The following is a 16,313-nucleotide window of genomic DNA, read 5'->3' as shown; positions in this document are numbered from 1 at the left end:
CATGAGGAGGCTGTTGTTTGTATTATCCTTGATCACACTGGCTTTTATAAGAAGCCCTCAGGTGAATGCAGCCAGCATGACTAACTACTGCTATGTTCCACCCTATGTGGGACAGGCGGTTTCACCAAACGTGATGCTTCTTATAGATGTAAGCGGGTCCATGTCTTGGTGCGCGTACAATCCCAAAAGTGATAAGAGTGGCTGTTGTTCCTCTTCTTCCGGCTGTGGCGGGACTTATACAGGCACAGAAGAAGGATACTTTGACCCCAGTAAAGTCTACAGATACAATTCATCACAAGGCTACTGGGAAGAAACTACAGGAACGCCAGCAGCCTGTCCAAAAACACAAAGTGGTATTGACACAAATAATATCTATCAAGGTAACTGTCTTAACTTTCTTTACATGAGTCGCATAGACCTTGTGAGGTGGGCTCTCACGGGCGGAACTCCTGATAGCTGTCCACAAGTAAATAACAAGGCACCACAGAACAATATAAAGAATTGTGATCCAGAAACTTATGGAATGCCTGGAAGTAGTGTAAGTTGCGACAGTTATGGATGCATACTTAAATCAACCACTGGTGTGAGGGTAAGAGTTCCATGGAACAGGATAAATTCTGCGCTCTTGTTCCAGCTCAAAAACCTCTCCTTCAAGCCACGCATGGGGGTTATGTTCTTCAGTGGTTATGGTGTAAGAGGAAATGCCAGCGTGTACATAGGAGACTTTACCGGAAGCAACAGCTATGATGCTCTAAATCCATACAAAAACACAATAACTGCAATAAATCAAGAATATCCCTCTGGCAGTACGCCTACAGCTCCAGCCCTATGGGATACTTATAACTATTTTGCACAACAAAATCCACAGTATGGAGGACTCAAACCTCAACAAGGTGGAGGAGATCAATGGAGAAACCCTATGTATCAATGTTTTGATTTAAACGGTGATAACCAATGTCAAGGAAGTGAGCTTAAGCTCGTTCCCTGTGCCAAAAACTTCGTGATCCTCATGACTGATGGACAGTGGAATATAGGAGGTCCACCTAACAATGTTGGTCTTGCATGCACTATAGATTATGGTTTTGAACAGTATTCTGCAGACCCCGTAGTCCCCGCTTATTGGCTTCATAAAAAGGGTTTTACCAACGCACCAACAGGTATAAACTCAAAGGTGGAAGCTATATACGGTATAGGTCTTTTCTTGGGTGGGACAGGAGAGCTGTCTTTAAAGAATGTTTCCATGTATGGCTCTTTTGACACAGCAGGACGAAATTGGCCAGATGGCTTGTCAGGATACCCACAGGGCACTTGTAATATGGATGACTGTGGCTATGGCAAGGGTAGCGGATGTACTCCTCTTCCGCCTTCTTCTCCAGATTGGGATAAAAACTCCGATGGACTTCCAGACACTTTCTACTCAGCATCGGATGCAAACCAGATAAAGAATGCCATACTTAGTGCCATACTTGATATACTCAAGCGTGTCTCTTCTGGCTCTACTGTTGCTACTCTGGCAGGAAGGTCAAGCGTGTCTCAGGTAGTGGTTCAGCCTTACTTTTTACCCAGCTATGTAAGATCTGATGGCACTCAGGTCTCTTGGCTTGGTTTTATTAAAGCCTTCTGGGTAGATACCATGCAAAATCTTCGTGAGGATACCAATCTAAACAAAGTTTTGAACCTTGCGGTAGATACCATATTCCAACTTTTCTTTGACACAAACGAAAACCAAACAAAAGCAGCTATGATAACCAACATATCCACTTGCACCACAAGTGGGACAAAGAGTATAAATGAGCTTGCCCCTGTATTTGATGGTGGATGCTACCTTGCCAACACAAATCCATCAGACAGGAACATCTATTACAACAAAGATGGAGTTCTAACCTCTTTAACCACAGGAGAGGCGAGCTACTTTGCAAACATTTGGAAAGTTTGTAGCAATGACCCTTCTGTGCTATGCAGGAATAACGGTGATTGCTCTGGTGGAGGAAGCTGTGTTTCTGCAGATGCAAGCTGTATCATAAGGTATCTGCGGGGTGAGGATAATCCCTCTGGTTGCAACTATCCATATATTCAGAGAACGAGGACCGTGAGCGTGGAAGACTTTTGCTCCGCTTTGGGAATGTCTGGCAGTAAGGTTTGGAAGCTGGGAGACATTATAAGCTCCAGCCCAGCCATTGCAGGACCAGACCCTCTTATGAACTATCACTTCAAGTACAACGACCTTAGCTACTACCAATACATAAACTCAGATCAATACAAAAGCAGACCTGTCATTGCTGCTATATCCGCCAACGATGGCATGCTCCATATCTTCAGGATAGGGTACATAAATCAGACGGGAGACCCTAACAATCCTATAAGTCTGGTAAATTCCAAAACTGATAGCAACAACAACTTGGTAGGAAAAGAGGAGTTTGCTTTTGTCCCTAAGTCCGCCATACCTTACCTTCTGTGGTATGGAAACCCCAATTACTGCCATGTGCCCACTGTGGACTACAGGATGATGATCCTTGATGCAAAGATAAACAATCAGTGGCGCACCATTCTTGTAGGTGCTATGGGTTTTGGTGGTAAATCTATAGACACTCTTGCAGGAACCTTTAGCTCCTCTGTGTTTGTGCTTGACCTAACAGACTGGCTAAACAACAACCTTAGCGGACAACCTGTTCTCCTCTGGGAAAAGCAACTCCCTGACAACACTCTTACCCTCTCCTTCCCAGCGGTGGCAAAGGTGGGCAACAACTGGTATGTGCTTGTAGGTAGTGGTCCTACAAACATAGACAGCAACACAGGGGAAACCTACATCAGCAACGCAAAGATATTTGTCTTTAACCTGAATGATGGTAGCTTGGCACGAACTGTAAATGTCCCGGTAAGCGGTGCCAGTGTAGCAATAGGAGATATCATGCCTGTGGATGTAAATAACGACTACACTGATGATGTGGCATACTTTGGGGTTTACGGCAGTGGATCTTCGGGGGGTGTGTTTGGAGCTCTCTACAGGCTAAACCTCAGCAGTTGGACAGTGAGCCAAGCCTTTAGCTTTGGCTCCTCTCCTGCACCAGTTTTTGGAGCGCCAAACTACACTCTTGATGAAAACGGAAACTTCTGGGTCTTTTTTGGTACGGGTAAGTATCTGAGCAACGCAGACAAAAATATAACCTACACCAACTACCTTGTGGGATTTAAGGACCTATACTGGAACAGCACTGGATCAACAACTCTAAGTGCACTCACTGATGTTACAGGACAAACTACGGCAATTACGCCTACATCATATAGCCAGATGTGCATATGCGACTCAAGTGGATGCGGGCTAAGAACGGTGGTGACAGATGCCCAAGGTACTATACCTCCAGAGGTTCCTGTAGGATGGTACATAAGGCTAAACAATGAGGCTATCTACTCCCAGCCTATGGTGTTTGGTGGTGTGGTAAATGTACTTTCTGCGGTGCTACCTCAGGACATGTGCGCTATGGAGGGAAGCTCAAAGCTTTATTCTCTTTACTACAAGAGTGGAACACCCTTCCCAAGACCTACTGTGCTATCTCCTTATGCGATCGTAGGTAATCAAGTACAGCAGTCTGTTGACATAGGCAGGGGTGTGCCACCCTTCGGACAGCCCTTCCAGATCACCGCAGGCTCTGGTAAAGAGTTCCAAGCCTTCCTGCAAGTCTCTACGGGTGTTATAGTTAAAGTTCCCCAACAAGCAACTTCAAATTACGAAGGTAGGTTCTTGCTATGGATAGAAAAGTAAAAGGCTTTACTCTTACGGAACTTCTTATAACCATAGTAATCCTTCTGATACTCTCTGGCTTTGCCTTTTTGTGGCTAAGAAACTTGGTCCTAAACCAGCGACTAAAAGCCACAACAGATGGTCTTATGAGCGCTTACGAAACTGCACGTTTATACGCTATGACAGGAAGGGGACAGAGGACTTGGGGTGTTTTTATCTCGGGTAATACTTACACGCTTTTTAGAGATGATAATTATAACTGCCAGTTTGACGCAGGTGAAGGGATTAGGGTCTTCAATGCGGAACCCGGGGTGAGCCTTCTGCCTGCAAGCGGTTGCAACACTATCACCTTTGATAAAAAGGGCTATCCGAGAAATTCAACCTGCGGCCTTGGTATGTGCTCGGTAGTTTTGCAAAACAGTGCGGGAAGCAAAAGGACAGTATACATTGACAGGTTTGGGAGGATAAGGTATGAAACCCAATAAGGGCTTTAGCCTTATAGAGCTTCTCATAGCTATGCTGATCCTGATGTTTGTGATGATAGGCTTTCTGGCTGGGCTTATCAAGTACATACAGTTCTCTATAGATGCGAGGATGAAGGACCTTATGGACAAAGCGGTGAAAGACTGGAGTGGATACTTGGAAAGCCTGCCTTATAATGCTTCGTGCTCACCTGTGGGATACTCTTTTGGAAGTGCGGTATGCGATCTTTCCACTAATCAGTGTAGTTTTGAAAACATAGACAGTGATGGCGATGGCATACCCGACTTTTACGATCCTTACAGCGGAAATAACAATAACTACAGCAGTGCTCCTTTGAGCACCGCAAGTTGGCTTTGGGTAGGACCAACCATAGCAAACTTAACCTGCAATAACTATCCGCATCCTACCACCTACAGCCTTGTGGGTAATAGAAGGGTTTATACCGCTTTAACCGTGGCAACCATTACCGCTACGGGTGGTGCGGAAATGGGCAGAGCTTACGGAATAACCGCATGGTACTTTAGCCCTATAGACAGGCGCTACAAGTACGAAAGCAGTCTTCTTATAAAGAGGAAGCCATGAGGAAAGGATTTACCCTTGTGGAGCTTTTAATAGGCATTGCCATACTCCTTATTATCTCAGGGGGAGTTTTTTATGCCTTCAGGGACATATTCCAAAAGGGCACATCTCAGGCATTAGTAGCAAAGCAAGAGCAAGATGTGCAGTTCATAGTCTCTAACTTGGTGATGGAGCTCTCAACGGTGGGTTTTGGTATAGATAGAAGCAGGCTCGTAGTTTTAAATAACGGCACAAATCTCTCTGATGTCCGAAACTCCAACGCAGTCGTAGCAATAAACGGTAGTGAAATAGACTTTCTTAGCCTTGCCACAAGACAGGACACTTCCATAGGATGTTGGGGAATAACAGACCAAAACAAAAACATCACCACACAGGCAAGAGATTATCTTTTTAGACCTTGCTCAAGCGCAAACTGGGGGCTACCCACAGACACCTCAAAAGTTATCTGTCTTGAACCCATATCAAAAAGAGACATAACCTCAGACTGTGCCAGTGCTCTGGTATTTTATGTAGATGTGTATAACTATCCTGCAGACTTTGTCACGCGGTATTACCTTAACACAAGCTCCAACGCGTCCAAGCTATGCGCTAACGGAACACTTACCCTTTTTAAGGGGGTTGGTTCGGACTCGCCTCAACCCCTCGTGGATTGCGTAGGAGCTTTTAGGGTAAGGTACATAACAAGCCAAGGTTATTTGGACTACGTACCTAATTCTGACATAAATAACCTTTATGGTATAAGACTCTGCATAATGATGCAGGTGGGTTCAAGACAAAGCACTCAGGCAAACATAAACAACTTTGGCGCAAATTGTGGAGGACCCGTACCCATTCCATCAGCAGATTGGAGGTATTACAGATGGTCAACGGTAGAGGTGGACATACCATTGAAAAACATAAGGTACATAAGGTAAGAGGTGTAGCCCTTATATCCGCACTTATAACTGCGGTTATAGTGCTAATTGTTTTGGGTGGTTTGTACTTTATGCTAACAAGACTCTTTGAAAGCGCTGAAGCGGTAAGAACTTATTCCTCCGCAAGGGAAGCTGCCATATCTGGGGTAAACTACGCCATAACCAGCGATGTTTTTGACAGGATAGTTTACAATCAGTCCTGTCCCGATGGAACTCCACCATGTCCTTCTTCCGGGTCTTTAACCTACAACTGTTGTTGTAATATACGCCTTCAATTTAGGCTAAAGGGCTATTCGGGTGTGTTTAACAATAATGTAAGAGTGTGCTTTGCGGGTTATAGACCACCTTCTGGTTATGCCATCACAGGTGTGGCTTACAGCAAACTGCCACCCGGCAACAAAGGTTTCATATTCTCCATAATATCGGAAGTAAATGATCCACAAGGTCTGCATAACGCACGCATAGAGGCGGTCTATACACCATAAAAAGGTGTAAAATAAAATCTATGAAAAACTGGCGAGAATATGAGCAAAAACTTAAGGAACTTAAAGACTACTTTGAAAACAGCTACAGCACTAATCCTGACATTGAGGTGAACGTGATCCTGCCAGGTGAGCCCAACTTCCATCACGAAAAAGAGATACCTTATGTGCTTATAAGATACTACATAAATGATGAGCACTTTCACGAAAGAAAGATAGAACTTTTTGAGTATTACTTAGATAAAGACATAAAAGAAGTGGCAAGCATGATAACTGCCATGATAGAAGAGTTTACTACAGAGATAGAGCAGTCAGAATACGGTGGTGGTTGATATATAATATTAAGTTTGAAGGAGGTAAAAGATGGCATTGCCAAAAGAGAAGAAGCAAGAGATCATAAAGAGTTTTCAGAGACACGAAAAAGACACAGGTTCTCCAGAAGTGCAGATAGCGGTACTTACCGAGAGAATAAACAGACTCACAGAACATCTGAAGAAAAACAAAAAAGATGTCCATTCAAGGAGAGGACTTATTGCCATGATACACGCAAGGAGGAGACACTTAGAGTACCTTAAAGCTACTGACTACAAAAGGTATTTGGAGATTGTCCAAAAGCTTGGTCTAAAGGTGAGATGATGCACAGAGTTATCGCTAAGCTGGAGGAAGACAAAGACCCACTGATTATAGAAACAGGCCATTATGCCAAGTTATCAGACGGAGCGGTGGTTGTAAGGCAAGGGGGAACTGCTGTATTAGTTACTGCAGTAGTTTCCGAAGAACCACAGCAAAACATAGACTTTATGCCTCTTTCTGTTGATTACAGAGAACAAGCTTCTGCATGGGGCAAAATTCCCGGAGGTTTTGTAAAACGCGAGGGCAAACCTACAGAAAGGGAAATTCTCGTCTCAAGGGTAATAGACAGGCCTATAAGACCTCTTTTTCCCGAAGGGTTTTTTCACGATGTTGTAATAACCGCTCTTACTCTGTCTGCAGATGACAAGTATGATCCTGATGCACTTGCAATAACAGGTGCATCCGCTGCTCTTCACATATCAAGAATACCCTTTGATGGTCCTATAGCTGGGCTCAGAATCTGTAGGGTAGATGGGAAGTTCGTCGCAAACCCCACCTACGAAGAGAGACAAAAGGCGGATATGGAAATTCTTTTAGCGGTAAGCAAAGACAGTATAGTTATGGTAGAAGGTGGTGCAAAGGAAGTAGATGAGGAAACCTTCGCTAATGCTCTCTACTTTGGTCTTGATATAGGTCAGTCCCTTATATCAGCTCAGGAAGAGCTAAGGAGCAAAGCGGGTGTAGAAAAGATGACTTTTGAGGGGATTGAGATACCTCAAGACATAAAGAAACTTTTGGAAGAATACTGCACTAAGCTCTTACTTGAAACCTTTGAAATACAAGACAAAAGGCAGAGAAAAGAAAGAACCTCCGCCATACTGAAAGAGTTCATAGAACTGCACCAGATACCTGAGGAACTTCACTTCAAGCTCTCATACCACTACAAGAAGCTTATTAGCAGGCTTATGAGACAGATGGTTCTAAAGGAAGGTAGAAGAATAGACGGCAGAAAGCCTGACGAGATAAGACCTATTAGCATAGAAATAAGACCTTTTGAAAGGCCTCACGGAAGTGCCATATTTACAAGGGGTCAAACGCAAGCCTTTGCAACGGTTACGCTTGGTTCTCCACAAGAAGCTCAGCTTGTAGAGAGTATTTACGAAGGAGAAGTTTTCAAGAGGTTTATGCTTCACTACAACTTTCCTCCCTTCTCTACGGGAGAGGCAAGACCGTGGGGTCCCCCAAGGAGGAGGGAAATAGGACACGGAGCTTTGGCGGAAAGGGCTATAGAACCCCTAATACCTTCAGAGGAAGACTTCCCCTACATCATAAGGGTAGTATCCAACATACTTGAGTCAAACGGTTCCACATCTATGGCTACTGTGTGTGCAGCTTCTTTAGCCCTTTTTGATGCGGGCGTACCCATAAAAAAGCATGTGGCAGGCATAGCCATGGGTCTTATAATGGAAGGTGATAGCTATGTGATCCTTTCGGACATATTGGGGGATGAAGACCAGCTTGGAGACATGGACTTTAAGGTAGCTGGCACAAAGGACGGTATCACCAGCGTACAGATGGACATAAAGATAAAGGGACTCAAAAAGGAGATAATGAAAGAAGCTCTTATGCAAGCAAAAGCGGGAAGACTTTACATCTTAGAAAAGATGTATCAAGCTATACCAGAGCCAAGAAAAGAGCTACCACCCAACGCACCCAGGATAGAGATCATAACAGTACCTGAAGAGAAAACCATGCTCATCATAGGTCCTGGTGGTAAAACTGTCAAGGAAATAAAAGAAAAAACAGGTACCACCGTATGGGTGCTTGAGGGTGGAAAGGTTTCACTCACTGCACCATCCAAGTCTGCCATAGATTCCGCAAAGGAGATGATAGAAAACCTCATAAAGGATGTAGAGGTAGGAAAGGTTTACGAAGGAAAGATAACCAGGGTGGAACCTTACGGTGTTTTTGTGGAGCTAATGCCGGGTAAGATAGGGCTTTTGCATGTTAGCAAGATGGAAGGCTATGTAAAAGACGTAAGAACAGCTTTCAGTGTAGGGGATACTATAAAGGTAAAGGTGCTGGAAGTGGATGAGCAAGGAAGGGCAAAGCTAACCAATATAGGTTTAGATGAAAGCCGGCGTAGCTCAGTGGCAGAGCGAGGCACTCGTAATGCCTAGGTCGTGGGTTCAAGTCCCACCGCCGGCTTGAGGGATGATATGAAGGTGAGGATAAAGAGATTACCACACGCAAAGGACCTTCCTCTACCTTACTACGCAACAGAGTACGCCTCGGGGTTTGACCTTATGGCTGCTGTTGAAGAGCCAGTCATCATAAAACCCATGGAAAGGAAAGCCATACCTACGGGTATAGCCATAGAACTACCAGAAGGTTTTGAAGCTCAAATAAGACCAAGGAGTGGTTTAGCTCTGAAATACGGCATTACCCTTCTTAACTCTCCGGGTACAGTGGATGCGGACTACAGGGGAGAGATAAAGGTAGTGCTTATAAACTTAGGCCAGGAAGAATTTGTCGTAAGGCGAGGAGACAGGATAGCTCAGATGGTGATATGTCCAGTGGTCAGGGTCCTGCTGGAAGAGGTGCAGGAACTGACACCCACGGAAAGGGGTCCTAACGGTTTTGGCTCAACGGGTGTGTGAGATGCTACAAGATGCAAAAAGGAAACTCAAAGAATTGGGCTACAAGAACATATACCTGTGGGAAGATCCCCCAGGGACCTACTATGGTTGGCACACACATCAGGAGGATGAGGTAAGGCTTGTCCTTGAAGGCTCCATAATCATAGGCACAGAAAAGGGAGTCTATCACCTAAAAGCTGGTGATATGTTAGAAGTTCCAGCAGGGACGCGCCACTGGGCAAAAACAGAGGAGGGTGTAAAATACCTCTGTGGAAGTAGAAAATAAGGAGGTTCATGCCATGATCAAGAAAACTTACTTGGAAAAACAGGGGGTTTGTGTAGTGACCTTCAATGTCAAGTTTGAGAAAGCGAGCAAGGTGGAGATTGTAGGAGAGTGGAACAACTGGACTCCAGAAACCATGAAAAGTAAAAGAGATGGCAGTTTTTGGATAACTAAGAGACTAAAAAAAGGCAGAGAGTATAGGTTTAAGTATCTTATAGACGGTCATATATGGGAAAATGATCCGCAAGCGGACCGCTATGTACCAAACCCCTATGGCTCCACTGACAGTGTGGTTATATGCTGAACCTTGAAATTAGGAGGAAAATTTTTCACCTTTTAGCCATAAGCTTGTGGCTTATACCCTTGAAGTTCTTCCCTACATGGCTTGTTATTCTTAGCTTCTTGATGGTCATCATCCTAAACCTGCTTTTGGTCAACAGAATAGGAATAAAGTTTTTTTCCACGCTTTATCGCATCGTGTTTTACTTTGAAAGAGAAAAGAACCTACAAAAGCCGGGTATTCAGGCTCTGTGGGCTAACTTGGGCATTGCTCTTAGCTTTTTACTATTTGGAAGAGAGTGTGCTATTATAGGTGTGCTACTTCTTGCGGTGGGTGATGCCTTTTCCAGTCTTATAGGTACTAAAATGGGAAGGATAATGCTCTGGGGAAAAACCTTAGAAGGTTCTTTAGCTTTTTTCTTTTCTACTCTCTTAGTGCTTTACTTTCTTCTTGGGGTTGAAAGGGCTCTGGTAGTTTCTTTAGTAGGTGCTACAGTAGAGCTCCTTCCTTTGAGGTTAGATGACAACTTTACACTACCTATTGCAGGAAGTTTTGTGTGCTTTGTATTAAAGTAGCTTGAGGATCTCTTCAAGCTTTTGTGCATCTGTAAAGCTTGTGGAGAGGTCCGCGGATGGATGTCCATAAAGACCGCATAGGGCAACTACCTTTGTATCAGTGTGCTTTTTTAGGAGCCTTATTACAAAGTCAGTTCTGTAGCAATGAACTCCTACCAATATGGTAAGGTCGTGCTTTCCGTGAAGTATTGCGTGATGAGGATTAGGCGGATCCATTTCTACTGAAGGGTCGTACTTTTTAAGCTTGGGTCTGTAATCTGGGAGCACTTTCACATTAAACCTTCCCACCTTCTCTATGATCTCTCTTAGCACTCTGCCTTTCTGTAGTAGTTCTTCTTCCTGCCAATCCCAAAAGAGCAGAGGACCTATCACCACAGTGGGGTTTTCTGCAGACTTTATCCACTTGACGAGCAATTCCACCGCAGACCTAAAAGACACAGACTGATCACCGATGGTGGCTTCACCTTTGAATACTTCCTTTTGCATGGAGGTTCTTGTCATGTCCTCTTCAGGTGTAGGCACCGCCTTAGGTTTCTTGTAATAAGAAGGCTTGAAATCCACAAAGTTTGGAGAAAAGTCAAAGTTTCTTCTTTTTACCTTTTGGGTCTGAGTATCCACATCTGGCTTTAGGGACATTACCCTGTACATATCTTCCTTTATCAAATCCAGTTCAACGGTAAATTCTCCGTGATAAGCCTTTTCTTCTTCTTCTACACCCAAGCTGTAGCAAGTAGTACCTACTATGTCAAAGAGAACACCATTAGCACCTTGCTCAGAAGCCTTGGAAAATATCTCGTACCTCTTTTCGTAAAACTCATAACAGCAATGGCCTATGTATGTGTAGCCGTTTTGTGCACACCACAAAAGAGTGTCTCTTAGAAGCTCAAAGGATGTTATAGTTATGGGTATCATACCCTTCTGATAAGCTAACCTGTAAGCATCTCCTACACTGCATCCCCCACACTCTCCACAATCATCAAGGTGTCTATAATCGCACCATCTGGGCTTAGCACAGTAAGGAAGGAGCATGACCTTAGCTTTTTGCAGATTTTCTTTTAGCCCACCACCTATACTGGCTATTATGTTATTGAGCCTTTTTTTTTCAAGACCTAAATCCAAGCCTTCTGCTTTCCTAATGGGAAACATTACAGCATTTATAAAATCATCCACAGTTAGGTTCAAAGCTTCCCAATCCCTTCCTTCAAAAAACTCTCTTATCCTTTTCTCCACATCTTGCAGTGGCGTGTGTTTCAGATAAGCTTCAAGGTCGTAGATGAGTCTCTGAGGTTTTACGAAAAAGTCTCCGTTTATGATGACTTGCTCTAATACCTTAGTCTTTGTATCTAACTTTACGGATACCCTAAAAGTACCACCCGGACATCTGTGTATACCAAAGAGCACATCACTGTCCTTTGCAGAGGACTTCACATGGTATATCCACTCTTCGCTGGCAAAGTAATCCCTTTTTTCCTCCATGAGCTTTAGCTCCTCATCTGTAAGATCCCCCCAGCTGTAAGTGATTCCCAGCTCCTCAGCAAGACCTTGCAGTATAGCAGAAAAGACTTCCTCCTTTGGGGGAATGTATCCCAAAAGGCGCTTGACCCACTCTATCCTGTCCTCTGCTGATTTTATGCCTTTGGATGTTAGCTTTTCAACAGGTATTTGAAGAGATTTAAGCATTCTCTCTACATTCATGTCCACAAGCAGTGTCCCCTGATAAAGGAAGGCACTTCCTTCAAAAACACCACCCGTTCCTGATATCTTTCTACCTTCTACTTCTATGTCGTTCCTGGGTCTGAAGCTTGCGTTTATTCCCAGCTTTCTGAGTCCCCTTGCCACACCATTGCATATTTTTGCTGTGATCTCCTCAAAGCTACCCCCTTTTATGTCCCTTCTGTCCGCTATAACTTCCCAACCTATCTGAAGCTCATCAAAGTATATGGCTCCTCCTCCTGTTATTCTCCTTCCAACCTGTATACCCTCTCTTTGGGTATACTCTGTCCTTACCTCCTCCTCTACTGACTGATGGAAACCTACAAGGACGCACTCGGGTTTGAATTGCAAAAACCTTATAGTGTTAGGTATTTTCCCCTCAGCCTTTAGATCAAGCATAACCCTGTCAAGGGCTATATTTTCGTAGTGGGGCCTTTGTCCTGTATATACAACTCTCCACATATTGCATACCTCCTGCCGTAAAATCAAATTTTATAAAGTATTTTTTAAAGTCTTTATGATTAGTCTCATTTTTGTGATAGCATATTCAACACTATGATACTAAGTTTGGAAGAGCTTTTAGAGGTAATTGAAAACGAGAAAAAGAAGGGAAAGAAGATAGTTTTCACTAACGGCTGTTTTGACATTTTGCATGCGGGACACGCCTACTACCTAAGAAGAGCCAAAGAGTTGGGAGATGTGTTGGTGGTAGGCATAAATTCCGACCAATCTGTTAAGAGGATAAAAGGAGAGAAAAGACCCATTATCCCAGAAAGTATGAGGGCATATCTTTTGGACAGTTTAAAACCAGTTGACTATGTAGTAATCTTTCATGAAGATACACCCGAGAAGATCATAAAACTTATAAAACCCCACATTTTAGTGAAGGGCTCTGATTGGAAAACAGAAGAAATAGTAGGAGCGGATACGGTGTTGTCTTACGGAGGAAGGGTGGAGAGAATAGAGTTTTTCTTCAACGTATCCACAAGTAAGATAATAGACAGGATACTATCCTCCTACAGAGAATGTTCCAGATGAGTTTCTATAGCACTGTCTATCTTCTGCGCTATACCTTTGCTTAGTTTTATTCTTTCCAAGAGAATCCAAGAACCTTCTGCAATAGTTTTGACTGCTTGTCTTATGTCTTTTTCAAAAATGATGTCTTTATAAAGTCCCATAGCTTTGAGAATCTCCAGTTTAAATTTCAGAAAAAATACGCTCTTGTTTGTGACTTTAGCGGATAGGTAGGTAAGGAATATGTTAAACAACTGCTGGTCATAATGCCTTATCCACCTGAGGAAAAAGTTTGTAAGACCACACATCCAGACATACCTTTCGTAGTCTTCTAAGGCTAAATAAGATAAGTACTCCACACTGCCTACGTCCAGGGGAACTACTATTTCTCCTGACTGTTTGTATGTAAGTTCAAGCAGGTTAAAAGGTTCAAACACACCTAAGTAATTGCCTACAGCGCCGTCTTTTACGAATAGGTTCATGATTCCACCCCAACCGTAAATTTTTACAAGGAGGTCCTCATCGCTCACGATTAGCCTTTTGAGTACTATTACTTTACCTTTTGAAAACATGTGTTATAATTTTACTCCCTCAAAGGAGAGATGGAATGCCTACACTATTCAGAAAAGTCAAGGATGTAAAAAATTTTATAAGAGATATAAAAAATTCTGCGGGAAATGCCCATAGTATAGGACTTGTTCCTACTATGGGATATTTGCACGAAGGACACATGGAACTTATAAAGAAGTCCAAGCTACAAAATGAAATTACTGTTGTTAGTATCTATGTAAACCCACTTCAGTTTGGTCCCGAGGAGGATTACCAACGCTATCCGAGAGACTTAGAAAGGGACTTAGCCATGTGTGAAGAAGCAGGAGTGGATGTAGTGTTTGCCCCCACTGACGAAGAGATGTATCCAGAAAAACCAAAAGTAAGAATAGAGGTTGAAGGAATAAGCGATGTACTTGAAGGTGCCTTTCGTCCTGGGCATTTTAGCGGTGTTGCTTTGGTTGTGCTTAAACTTCTTAACATAGTACATCCCGACAGGGCTTATTTTGGAGAGAAGGACTTTCAGCAGCTGAAACTTATCCAGAGATTGGTCAAAGACTTATCTTATCCAGTAGAGATCGTGCCTGTGGCTACAGTGAGAGACAAAGATGGACTCGCTCTAAGTTCAAGGAACACTTATCTGAAAGAGAACGAAAGGGAATCTGCTCTTTCCATATATAGGTCTTTTCTTATAGCACAAAAACTCTTTAAAGCAGGAAACACCAACGCCAACGATCTAAAACAGGCAATAAGGGAGTACATAAGTAAGCATCCTCATGTGAAGAAAATAGACTATGTGGAAATAGTAGATGAGGATTTCAATATAAAGGAAGGTGAGGTTTCTCAGGGAGATAGAATACTGGTAGCGGTATGGATAGGGAATACGAGATTAATAGATAACTGGAGGCTCAGTTATGAAGAAGTATGAAGGTATGCTCAGCGCAGAAGGCATAAGGTTTGGTATAGTTGCCAGTAGGTTTAATCACCTTTTGGTAGACAGACTTATTGAGTCCGCTGTAGATTGCATCGTCAGACACGGAGGTTCACAGGATAATATACATATTGCAAGAGTGCCAGGGTCTTGGGAAATACCTCTTATTGCCAAAGAGATGGCTCTAAAACAAGACATAGATGCAGTCATAGCTCTGGGTGTTCTTATAAGGGGGCAGACACCGCACTTTGATTACATAGCCAGCGAGGTTTCCAAAGGTCTGGCTCTTATTAGCCTTGAGGTGAGGAAACCTGTATCTTTTGGGATCATTACCGCAGATTCGTTGGAGCAAGCTATAGAGAGAGCAGGAACGAAGCACGGAAACAAAGGTTGGGAGGCAGCACTCTCTGCCATAGAGATGGCAAACCTTTTGAAAAGTCTTAGATGATATACAAACAGAAAGCAAGGAGAGACGCTTTTCTAATACTGTATCAGTGGGATATAAAGGGGGATAACTTAGAACAGCTTATGGAAGAATACATACAATCTAACAACATAAAACATCCAGAACACAGGAGGTATATAAGGAAATTGGTAAGGACTTACATACAAAAAGCGAAGGAAATAGATAGCGTAATATCTCAGTTCAGCGAAGAATGGGATATAGACAGGCTGGGATACATAGAGAGAAACATACTTCGCGTAGCTATTGCAGAGATCCTTTTTATAGGTACAAAAAAACTTAACCTAACCATTTATGACTATGTAAAGCTTACACTAAAGTATGCAGGTAAAGAGCCTGCAAAGTTTGTAAACGGCATCCTAGGTAAGGTGGCAAAACTTTCTAAAGAGTCGTAAGGTCTATTTTGCCCTCATAAAGAGCCTTTCCTATAACGACGCCGTCTGCAACACCCAAGAGCTTCTTTACATCTTCTAAGGATGAAACGCCACCAGATGCCAAAAGGGGTTTTTTCGCAAACCTTTTGAAACTTATGTATATTCCTGGGTCTACACCTTCAAGGCTTCCATCTTTGTCTATGTTAGTGTAGAGATATCCCCACAGAGATGTGTTTTCGTAGCGCTTAGCAAGTTCTTCAGGGCTCAGCGGTGTATTATCTTTCCATCCACCTATGGCAACTTTACCACCCTTTGCATCTACAGACAGAATCACTCTGCCGGGAAAGGTGCTTACCATCTTCTCAAAAACTTCTGGCTCTCTTACTGCAACAGTCCCCACAACAAAGAGGTCTATACCTTCTTCATCAAGCAATCTACAAGTGTCTGTGTTTCTTATGCCTCCGCCTACCTGTATAATTCCGGAAAATACCTTCCTTAACTTTCTTATAGTCCGAAGATTTTGGGGAACTCCCTCAAGGGTTCCGTCTAAGTCCACCAAGTGCAGTTTTTTAAAACCCGCTTCTTCAAAGAGCCTTCCTGCATCTTCAGGTGAAAGTCCGTATTCCTTTGACTTCTCAAAGTCTCCCTTGAAAAGCCTTACCAATTTACCATCTTTTATGTCTATAGCAGGGATAATAAAAGCTTTCAGATCCACAGCAATA

Annotated in this window: 19 protein-coding genes and 1 tRNA gene; 17 read left to right on the top strand and 3 right to left on the bottom strand. The window is 43.2% G+C overall.

Going from position 1 to position 16,313, the window contains the following annotated elements; all coding sequences use genetic code 11:
* Position 1: 1 nt before the first annotated feature.
* From CP948_RS02420 to CP948_RS02360, 13 genes are all read left to right on the top strand, one after another.
* Positions 2-3,760 carry a pilus assembly protein gene (locus CP948_RS02420; protein ID WP_096600686.1) on the top strand — a complete coding sequence of 1,253 codons (3,759 nt, stop codon included), beginning with the start codon at positions 2-4 and terminating at the stop codon, positions 3,758-3,760.
* Positions 3,745-4,224 carry a GspH/FimT family pseudopilin gene (locus CP948_RS02415; RefSeq protein WP_096600684.1) on the top strand — a complete coding sequence of 160 codons (480 nt, stop codon included), beginning with the start codon at positions 3,745-3,747 and terminating at the stop codon, positions 4,222-4,224. Before CP948_RS02420 ends, CP948_RS02415 begins: the two co-directional genes overlap by 16 nt.
* On the top strand, positions 4,211-4,804 hold the full coding sequence (locus CP948_RS02410) for a prepilin-type N-terminal cleavage/methylation domain-containing protein (RefSeq protein WP_096600682.1): 594 nt from the start codon (positions 4,211-4,213) through the stop codon (positions 4,802-4,804). The genes CP948_RS02415 and CP948_RS02410 overlap by 14 nt, the downstream gene beginning before the upstream one ends.
* Positions 4,801-5,715 carry a prepilin-type N-terminal cleavage/methylation domain-containing protein gene (locus tag CP948_RS02405; protein ID WP_096600680.1) on the top strand — a complete coding sequence of 305 codons (915 nt, stop codon included), beginning with the start codon at positions 4,801-4,803 and terminating at the stop codon, positions 5,713-5,715. The genes CP948_RS02410 and CP948_RS02405 overlap by 4 nt, the downstream gene beginning before the upstream one ends.
* The gene (locus tag CP948_RS02400; RefSeq protein ID WP_096600678.1) at positions 5,661-6,200 is read left to right on the top strand and encodes a hypothetical protein; all 540 of its coding nucleotides are present in this window, start codon (positions 5,661-5,663) and stop codon (positions 6,198-6,200) included. The genes CP948_RS02405 and CP948_RS02400 overlap by 55 nt, the downstream gene beginning before the upstream one ends.
* Before the next feature lie 20 nt (positions 6,201-6,220).
* Entirely contained in the window at positions 6,221-6,529 is a 309-nt protein-coding gene (locus CP948_RS02395; protein ID WP_096600676.1) for a dephospho-CoA kinase, read from the top strand.
* A 31-nt stretch (positions 6,530-6,560) separates the two neighbouring features.
* A complete protein-coding gene (gene rpsO, locus CP948_RS02390) occupies positions 6,561-6,833 on the top strand; it encodes a 30S ribosomal protein S15 (protein WP_096600674.1) in 273 nt (90 codons plus the stop codon).
* Positions 6,830-8,950 carry a polyribonucleotide nucleotidyltransferase gene (locus tag CP948_RS02385; protein WP_096600845.1) on the top strand — a complete coding sequence of 707 codons (2,121 nt, stop codon included), beginning with the start codon at positions 6,830-6,832 and terminating at the stop codon, positions 8,948-8,950. Before rpsO ends, CP948_RS02385 begins: the two co-directional genes overlap by 4 nt.
* Positions 8,907-8,978, top strand: a tRNA-Thr gene (locus tag CP948_RS02380). The genes CP948_RS02385 and CP948_RS02380 overlap by 44 nt, the downstream gene beginning before the upstream one ends.
* Positions 8,979-8,989: 11 nt before the next feature.
* The gene (gene dut, locus CP948_RS02375; protein WP_096600672.1) at positions 8,990-9,430 is read left to right on the top strand and encodes a dUTP diphosphatase; all 441 of its coding nucleotides are present in this window, start codon (positions 8,990-8,992) and stop codon (positions 9,428-9,430) included.
* A gap of 1 nt (position 9,431) precedes the next feature.
* Positions 9,432-9,695, top strand: coding sequence for a cupin domain-containing protein (locus CP948_RS02370; RefSeq protein ID WP_096600670.1), 264 nt, complete (start codon positions 9,432-9,434; stop codon positions 9,693-9,695).
* 13 nt (positions 9,696-9,708) lie between these two features.
* Entirely contained in the window at positions 9,709-9,996 is a 288-nt protein-coding gene (locus tag CP948_RS02365; RefSeq protein WP_096600843.1) for an isoamylase early set domain-containing protein, read from the top strand.
* On the top strand, positions 9,990-10,547 hold the full coding sequence (locus CP948_RS02360; protein WP_096600668.1) for a diacylglycerol/polyprenol kinase family protein: 558 nt from the start codon (positions 9,990-9,992) through the stop codon (positions 10,545-10,547). Before CP948_RS02365 ends, CP948_RS02360 begins: the two co-directional genes overlap by 7 nt.
* On the opposite strand, the gene CP948_RS02355 is transcribed toward CP948_RS02360, so the two are convergent.
* A complete protein-coding gene (locus CP948_RS02355; RefSeq protein ID WP_096600666.1) occupies positions 10,539-12,722 on the bottom strand; it encodes a lipoyl protein ligase domain-containing protein in 2,184 nt (727 codons plus the stop codon). The genes CP948_RS02360 and CP948_RS02355 overlap by 9 nt on opposite strands.
* Before the next feature lie 93 nt (positions 12,723-12,815).
* Here CP948_RS02355 and rfaE2 point away from each other — a divergent pair, with 93 nt between their 5' ends.
* On the top strand, positions 12,816-13,298 hold the full coding sequence (rfaE2, locus tag CP948_RS02350; RefSeq protein ID WP_096600664.1) for a D-glycero-beta-D-manno-heptose 1-phosphate adenylyltransferase: 483 nt from the start codon (positions 12,816-12,818) through the stop codon (positions 13,296-13,298).
* Here the strand turns inward: rfaE2 and CP948_RS02345 are convergent.
* On the bottom strand, positions 13,277-13,846 hold the full coding sequence (locus CP948_RS02345; protein WP_096600662.1) for a hypothetical protein: 570 nt from the start codon (positions 13,844-13,846) through the stop codon (positions 13,277-13,279). The genes rfaE2 and CP948_RS02345 overlap by 22 nt on opposite strands.
* A gap of 35 nt (positions 13,847-13,881) precedes the next feature.
* On the opposite strand from CP948_RS02345, the gene panC reads away from it, so the two are divergent.
* Genes panC through nusB form a run of 3 tightly spaced genes read left to right on the top strand, consistent with a single transcriptional unit; the run spans position 13,882 to position 15,612 of the window.
* Positions 13,882-14,751, top strand: coding sequence for a pantoate--beta-alanine ligase (panC, locus tag CP948_RS02340; protein ID WP_096600660.1), 870 nt, complete (start codon positions 13,882-13,884; stop codon positions 14,749-14,751).
* Positions 14,738-15,202: a 6,7-dimethyl-8-ribityllumazine synthase gene (gene ribH / locus CP948_RS02335; RefSeq protein WP_096600658.1), complete on the top strand. Its 465-nt coding sequence runs from the start codon at positions 14,738-14,740 to the stop codon at positions 15,200-15,202. The genes panC and ribH overlap by 14 nt, the downstream gene beginning before the upstream one ends.
* On the top strand, positions 15,199-15,612 hold the full coding sequence (gene nusB, locus CP948_RS02330; RefSeq protein WP_096600656.1) for a transcription antitermination factor NusB: 414 nt from the start codon (positions 15,199-15,201) through the stop codon (positions 15,610-15,612). Before ribH ends, nusB begins: the two co-directional genes overlap by 4 nt.
* On the opposite strand, the gene hisA is transcribed toward nusB, so the two are convergent.
* The gene (gene hisA, locus CP948_RS02325) at positions 15,599-16,306 is read right to left on the bottom strand and encodes a 1-(5-phosphoribosyl)-5-[(5-phosphoribosylamino)methylideneamino]imidazole-4-carboxamide isomerase (RefSeq protein WP_096600654.1); all 708 of its coding nucleotides are present in this window, start codon (positions 16,304-16,306) and stop codon (positions 15,599-15,601) included. The genes nusB and hisA overlap by 14 nt on opposite strands.
* Between the last annotated feature and the right edge of the window lie 7 nt (positions 16,307-16,313).

The sequence above is a fragment of the Hydrogenobacter hydrogenophilus genome, assembly GCF_900215655.1.
Taxonomy (GTDB): domain Bacteria; phylum Aquificota; class Aquificia; order Aquificales; family Aquificaceae; genus Hydrogenobacter; species Hydrogenobacter hydrogenophilus.
Note: the sequence above shows the minus strand (reverse complement) of the source record. Positions and strands in the feature narration are given on the sequence as shown.

Coding starts and splice junctions, on each gene's coding strand:
- CP948_RS02355 (WP_096600666.1), bottom strand. CDS start 12,722: ATGTGGAGAGTTGTATATACAGGACAAAGGCCCCACTACGAAAATATA.
- nusB (WP_096600656.1), top strand. CDS start 15,199: ATGATATACAAACAGAAAGCAAGGAGAGACGCTTTTCTAATACTGTAT.
- CP948_RS02360 (WP_096600668.1), top strand. CDS start 9,990: ATGCTGAACCTTGAAATTAGGAGGAAAATTTTTCACCTTTTAGCCATA.
- CP948_RS02400 (WP_096600678.1), top strand. CDS start 5,661: ATGGTCAACGGTAGAGGTGGACATACCATTGAAAAACATAAGGTACAT.
- panC (WP_096600660.1), top strand. CDS start 13,882: ATGCCTACACTATTCAGAAAAGTCAAGGATGTAAAAAATTTTATAAGA.
- CP948_RS02405 (WP_096600680.1), top strand. CDS start 4,801: ATGAGGAAAGGATTTACCCTTGTGGAGCTTTTAATAGGCATTGCCATA.
- CP948_RS02365 (WP_096600843.1), top strand. CDS start 9,709: ATGATCAAGAAAACTTACTTGGAAAAACAGGGGGTTTGTGTAGTGACC.
- ribH (WP_096600658.1), top strand. CDS start 14,738: ATGAAGAAGTATGAAGGTATGCTCAGCGCAGAAGGCATAAGGTTTGGT.
- rpsO (WP_096600674.1), top strand. CDS start 6,561: ATGGCATTGCCAAAAGAGAAGAAGCAAGAGATCATAAAGAGTTTTCAG.
- CP948_RS02385 (WP_096600845.1), top strand. CDS start 6,830: ATGATGCACAGAGTTATCGCTAAGCTGGAGGAAGACAAAGACCCACTG.
- CP948_RS02370 (WP_096600670.1), top strand. CDS start 9,432: ATGCTACAAGATGCAAAAAGGAAACTCAAAGAATTGGGCTACAAGAAC.
- CP948_RS02415 (WP_096600684.1), top strand. CDS start 3,745: ATGGATAGAAAAGTAAAAGGCTTTACTCTTACGGAACTTCTTATAACC.
- CP948_RS02420 (WP_096600686.1), top strand. CDS start 2: ATGAGGAGGCTGTTGTTTGTATTATCCTTGATCACACTGGCTTTTATA.
- CP948_RS02410 (WP_096600682.1), top strand. CDS start 4,211: ATGAAACCCAATAAGGGCTTTAGCCTTATAGAGCTTCTCATAGCTATG.
- CP948_RS02395 (WP_096600676.1), top strand. CDS start 6,221: ATGAAAAACTGGCGAGAATATGAGCAAAAACTTAAGGAACTTAAAGAC.
- rfaE2 (WP_096600664.1), top strand. CDS start 12,816: ATGATACTAAGTTTGGAAGAGCTTTTAGAGGTAATTGAAAACGAGAAA.
- CP948_RS02345 (WP_096600662.1), bottom strand. CDS start 13,846: ATGTTTTCAAAAGGTAAAGTAATAGTACTCAAAAGGCTAATCGTGAGC.
- dut (WP_096600672.1), top strand. CDS start 8,990: ATGAAGGTGAGGATAAAGAGATTACCACACGCAAAGGACCTTCCTCTA.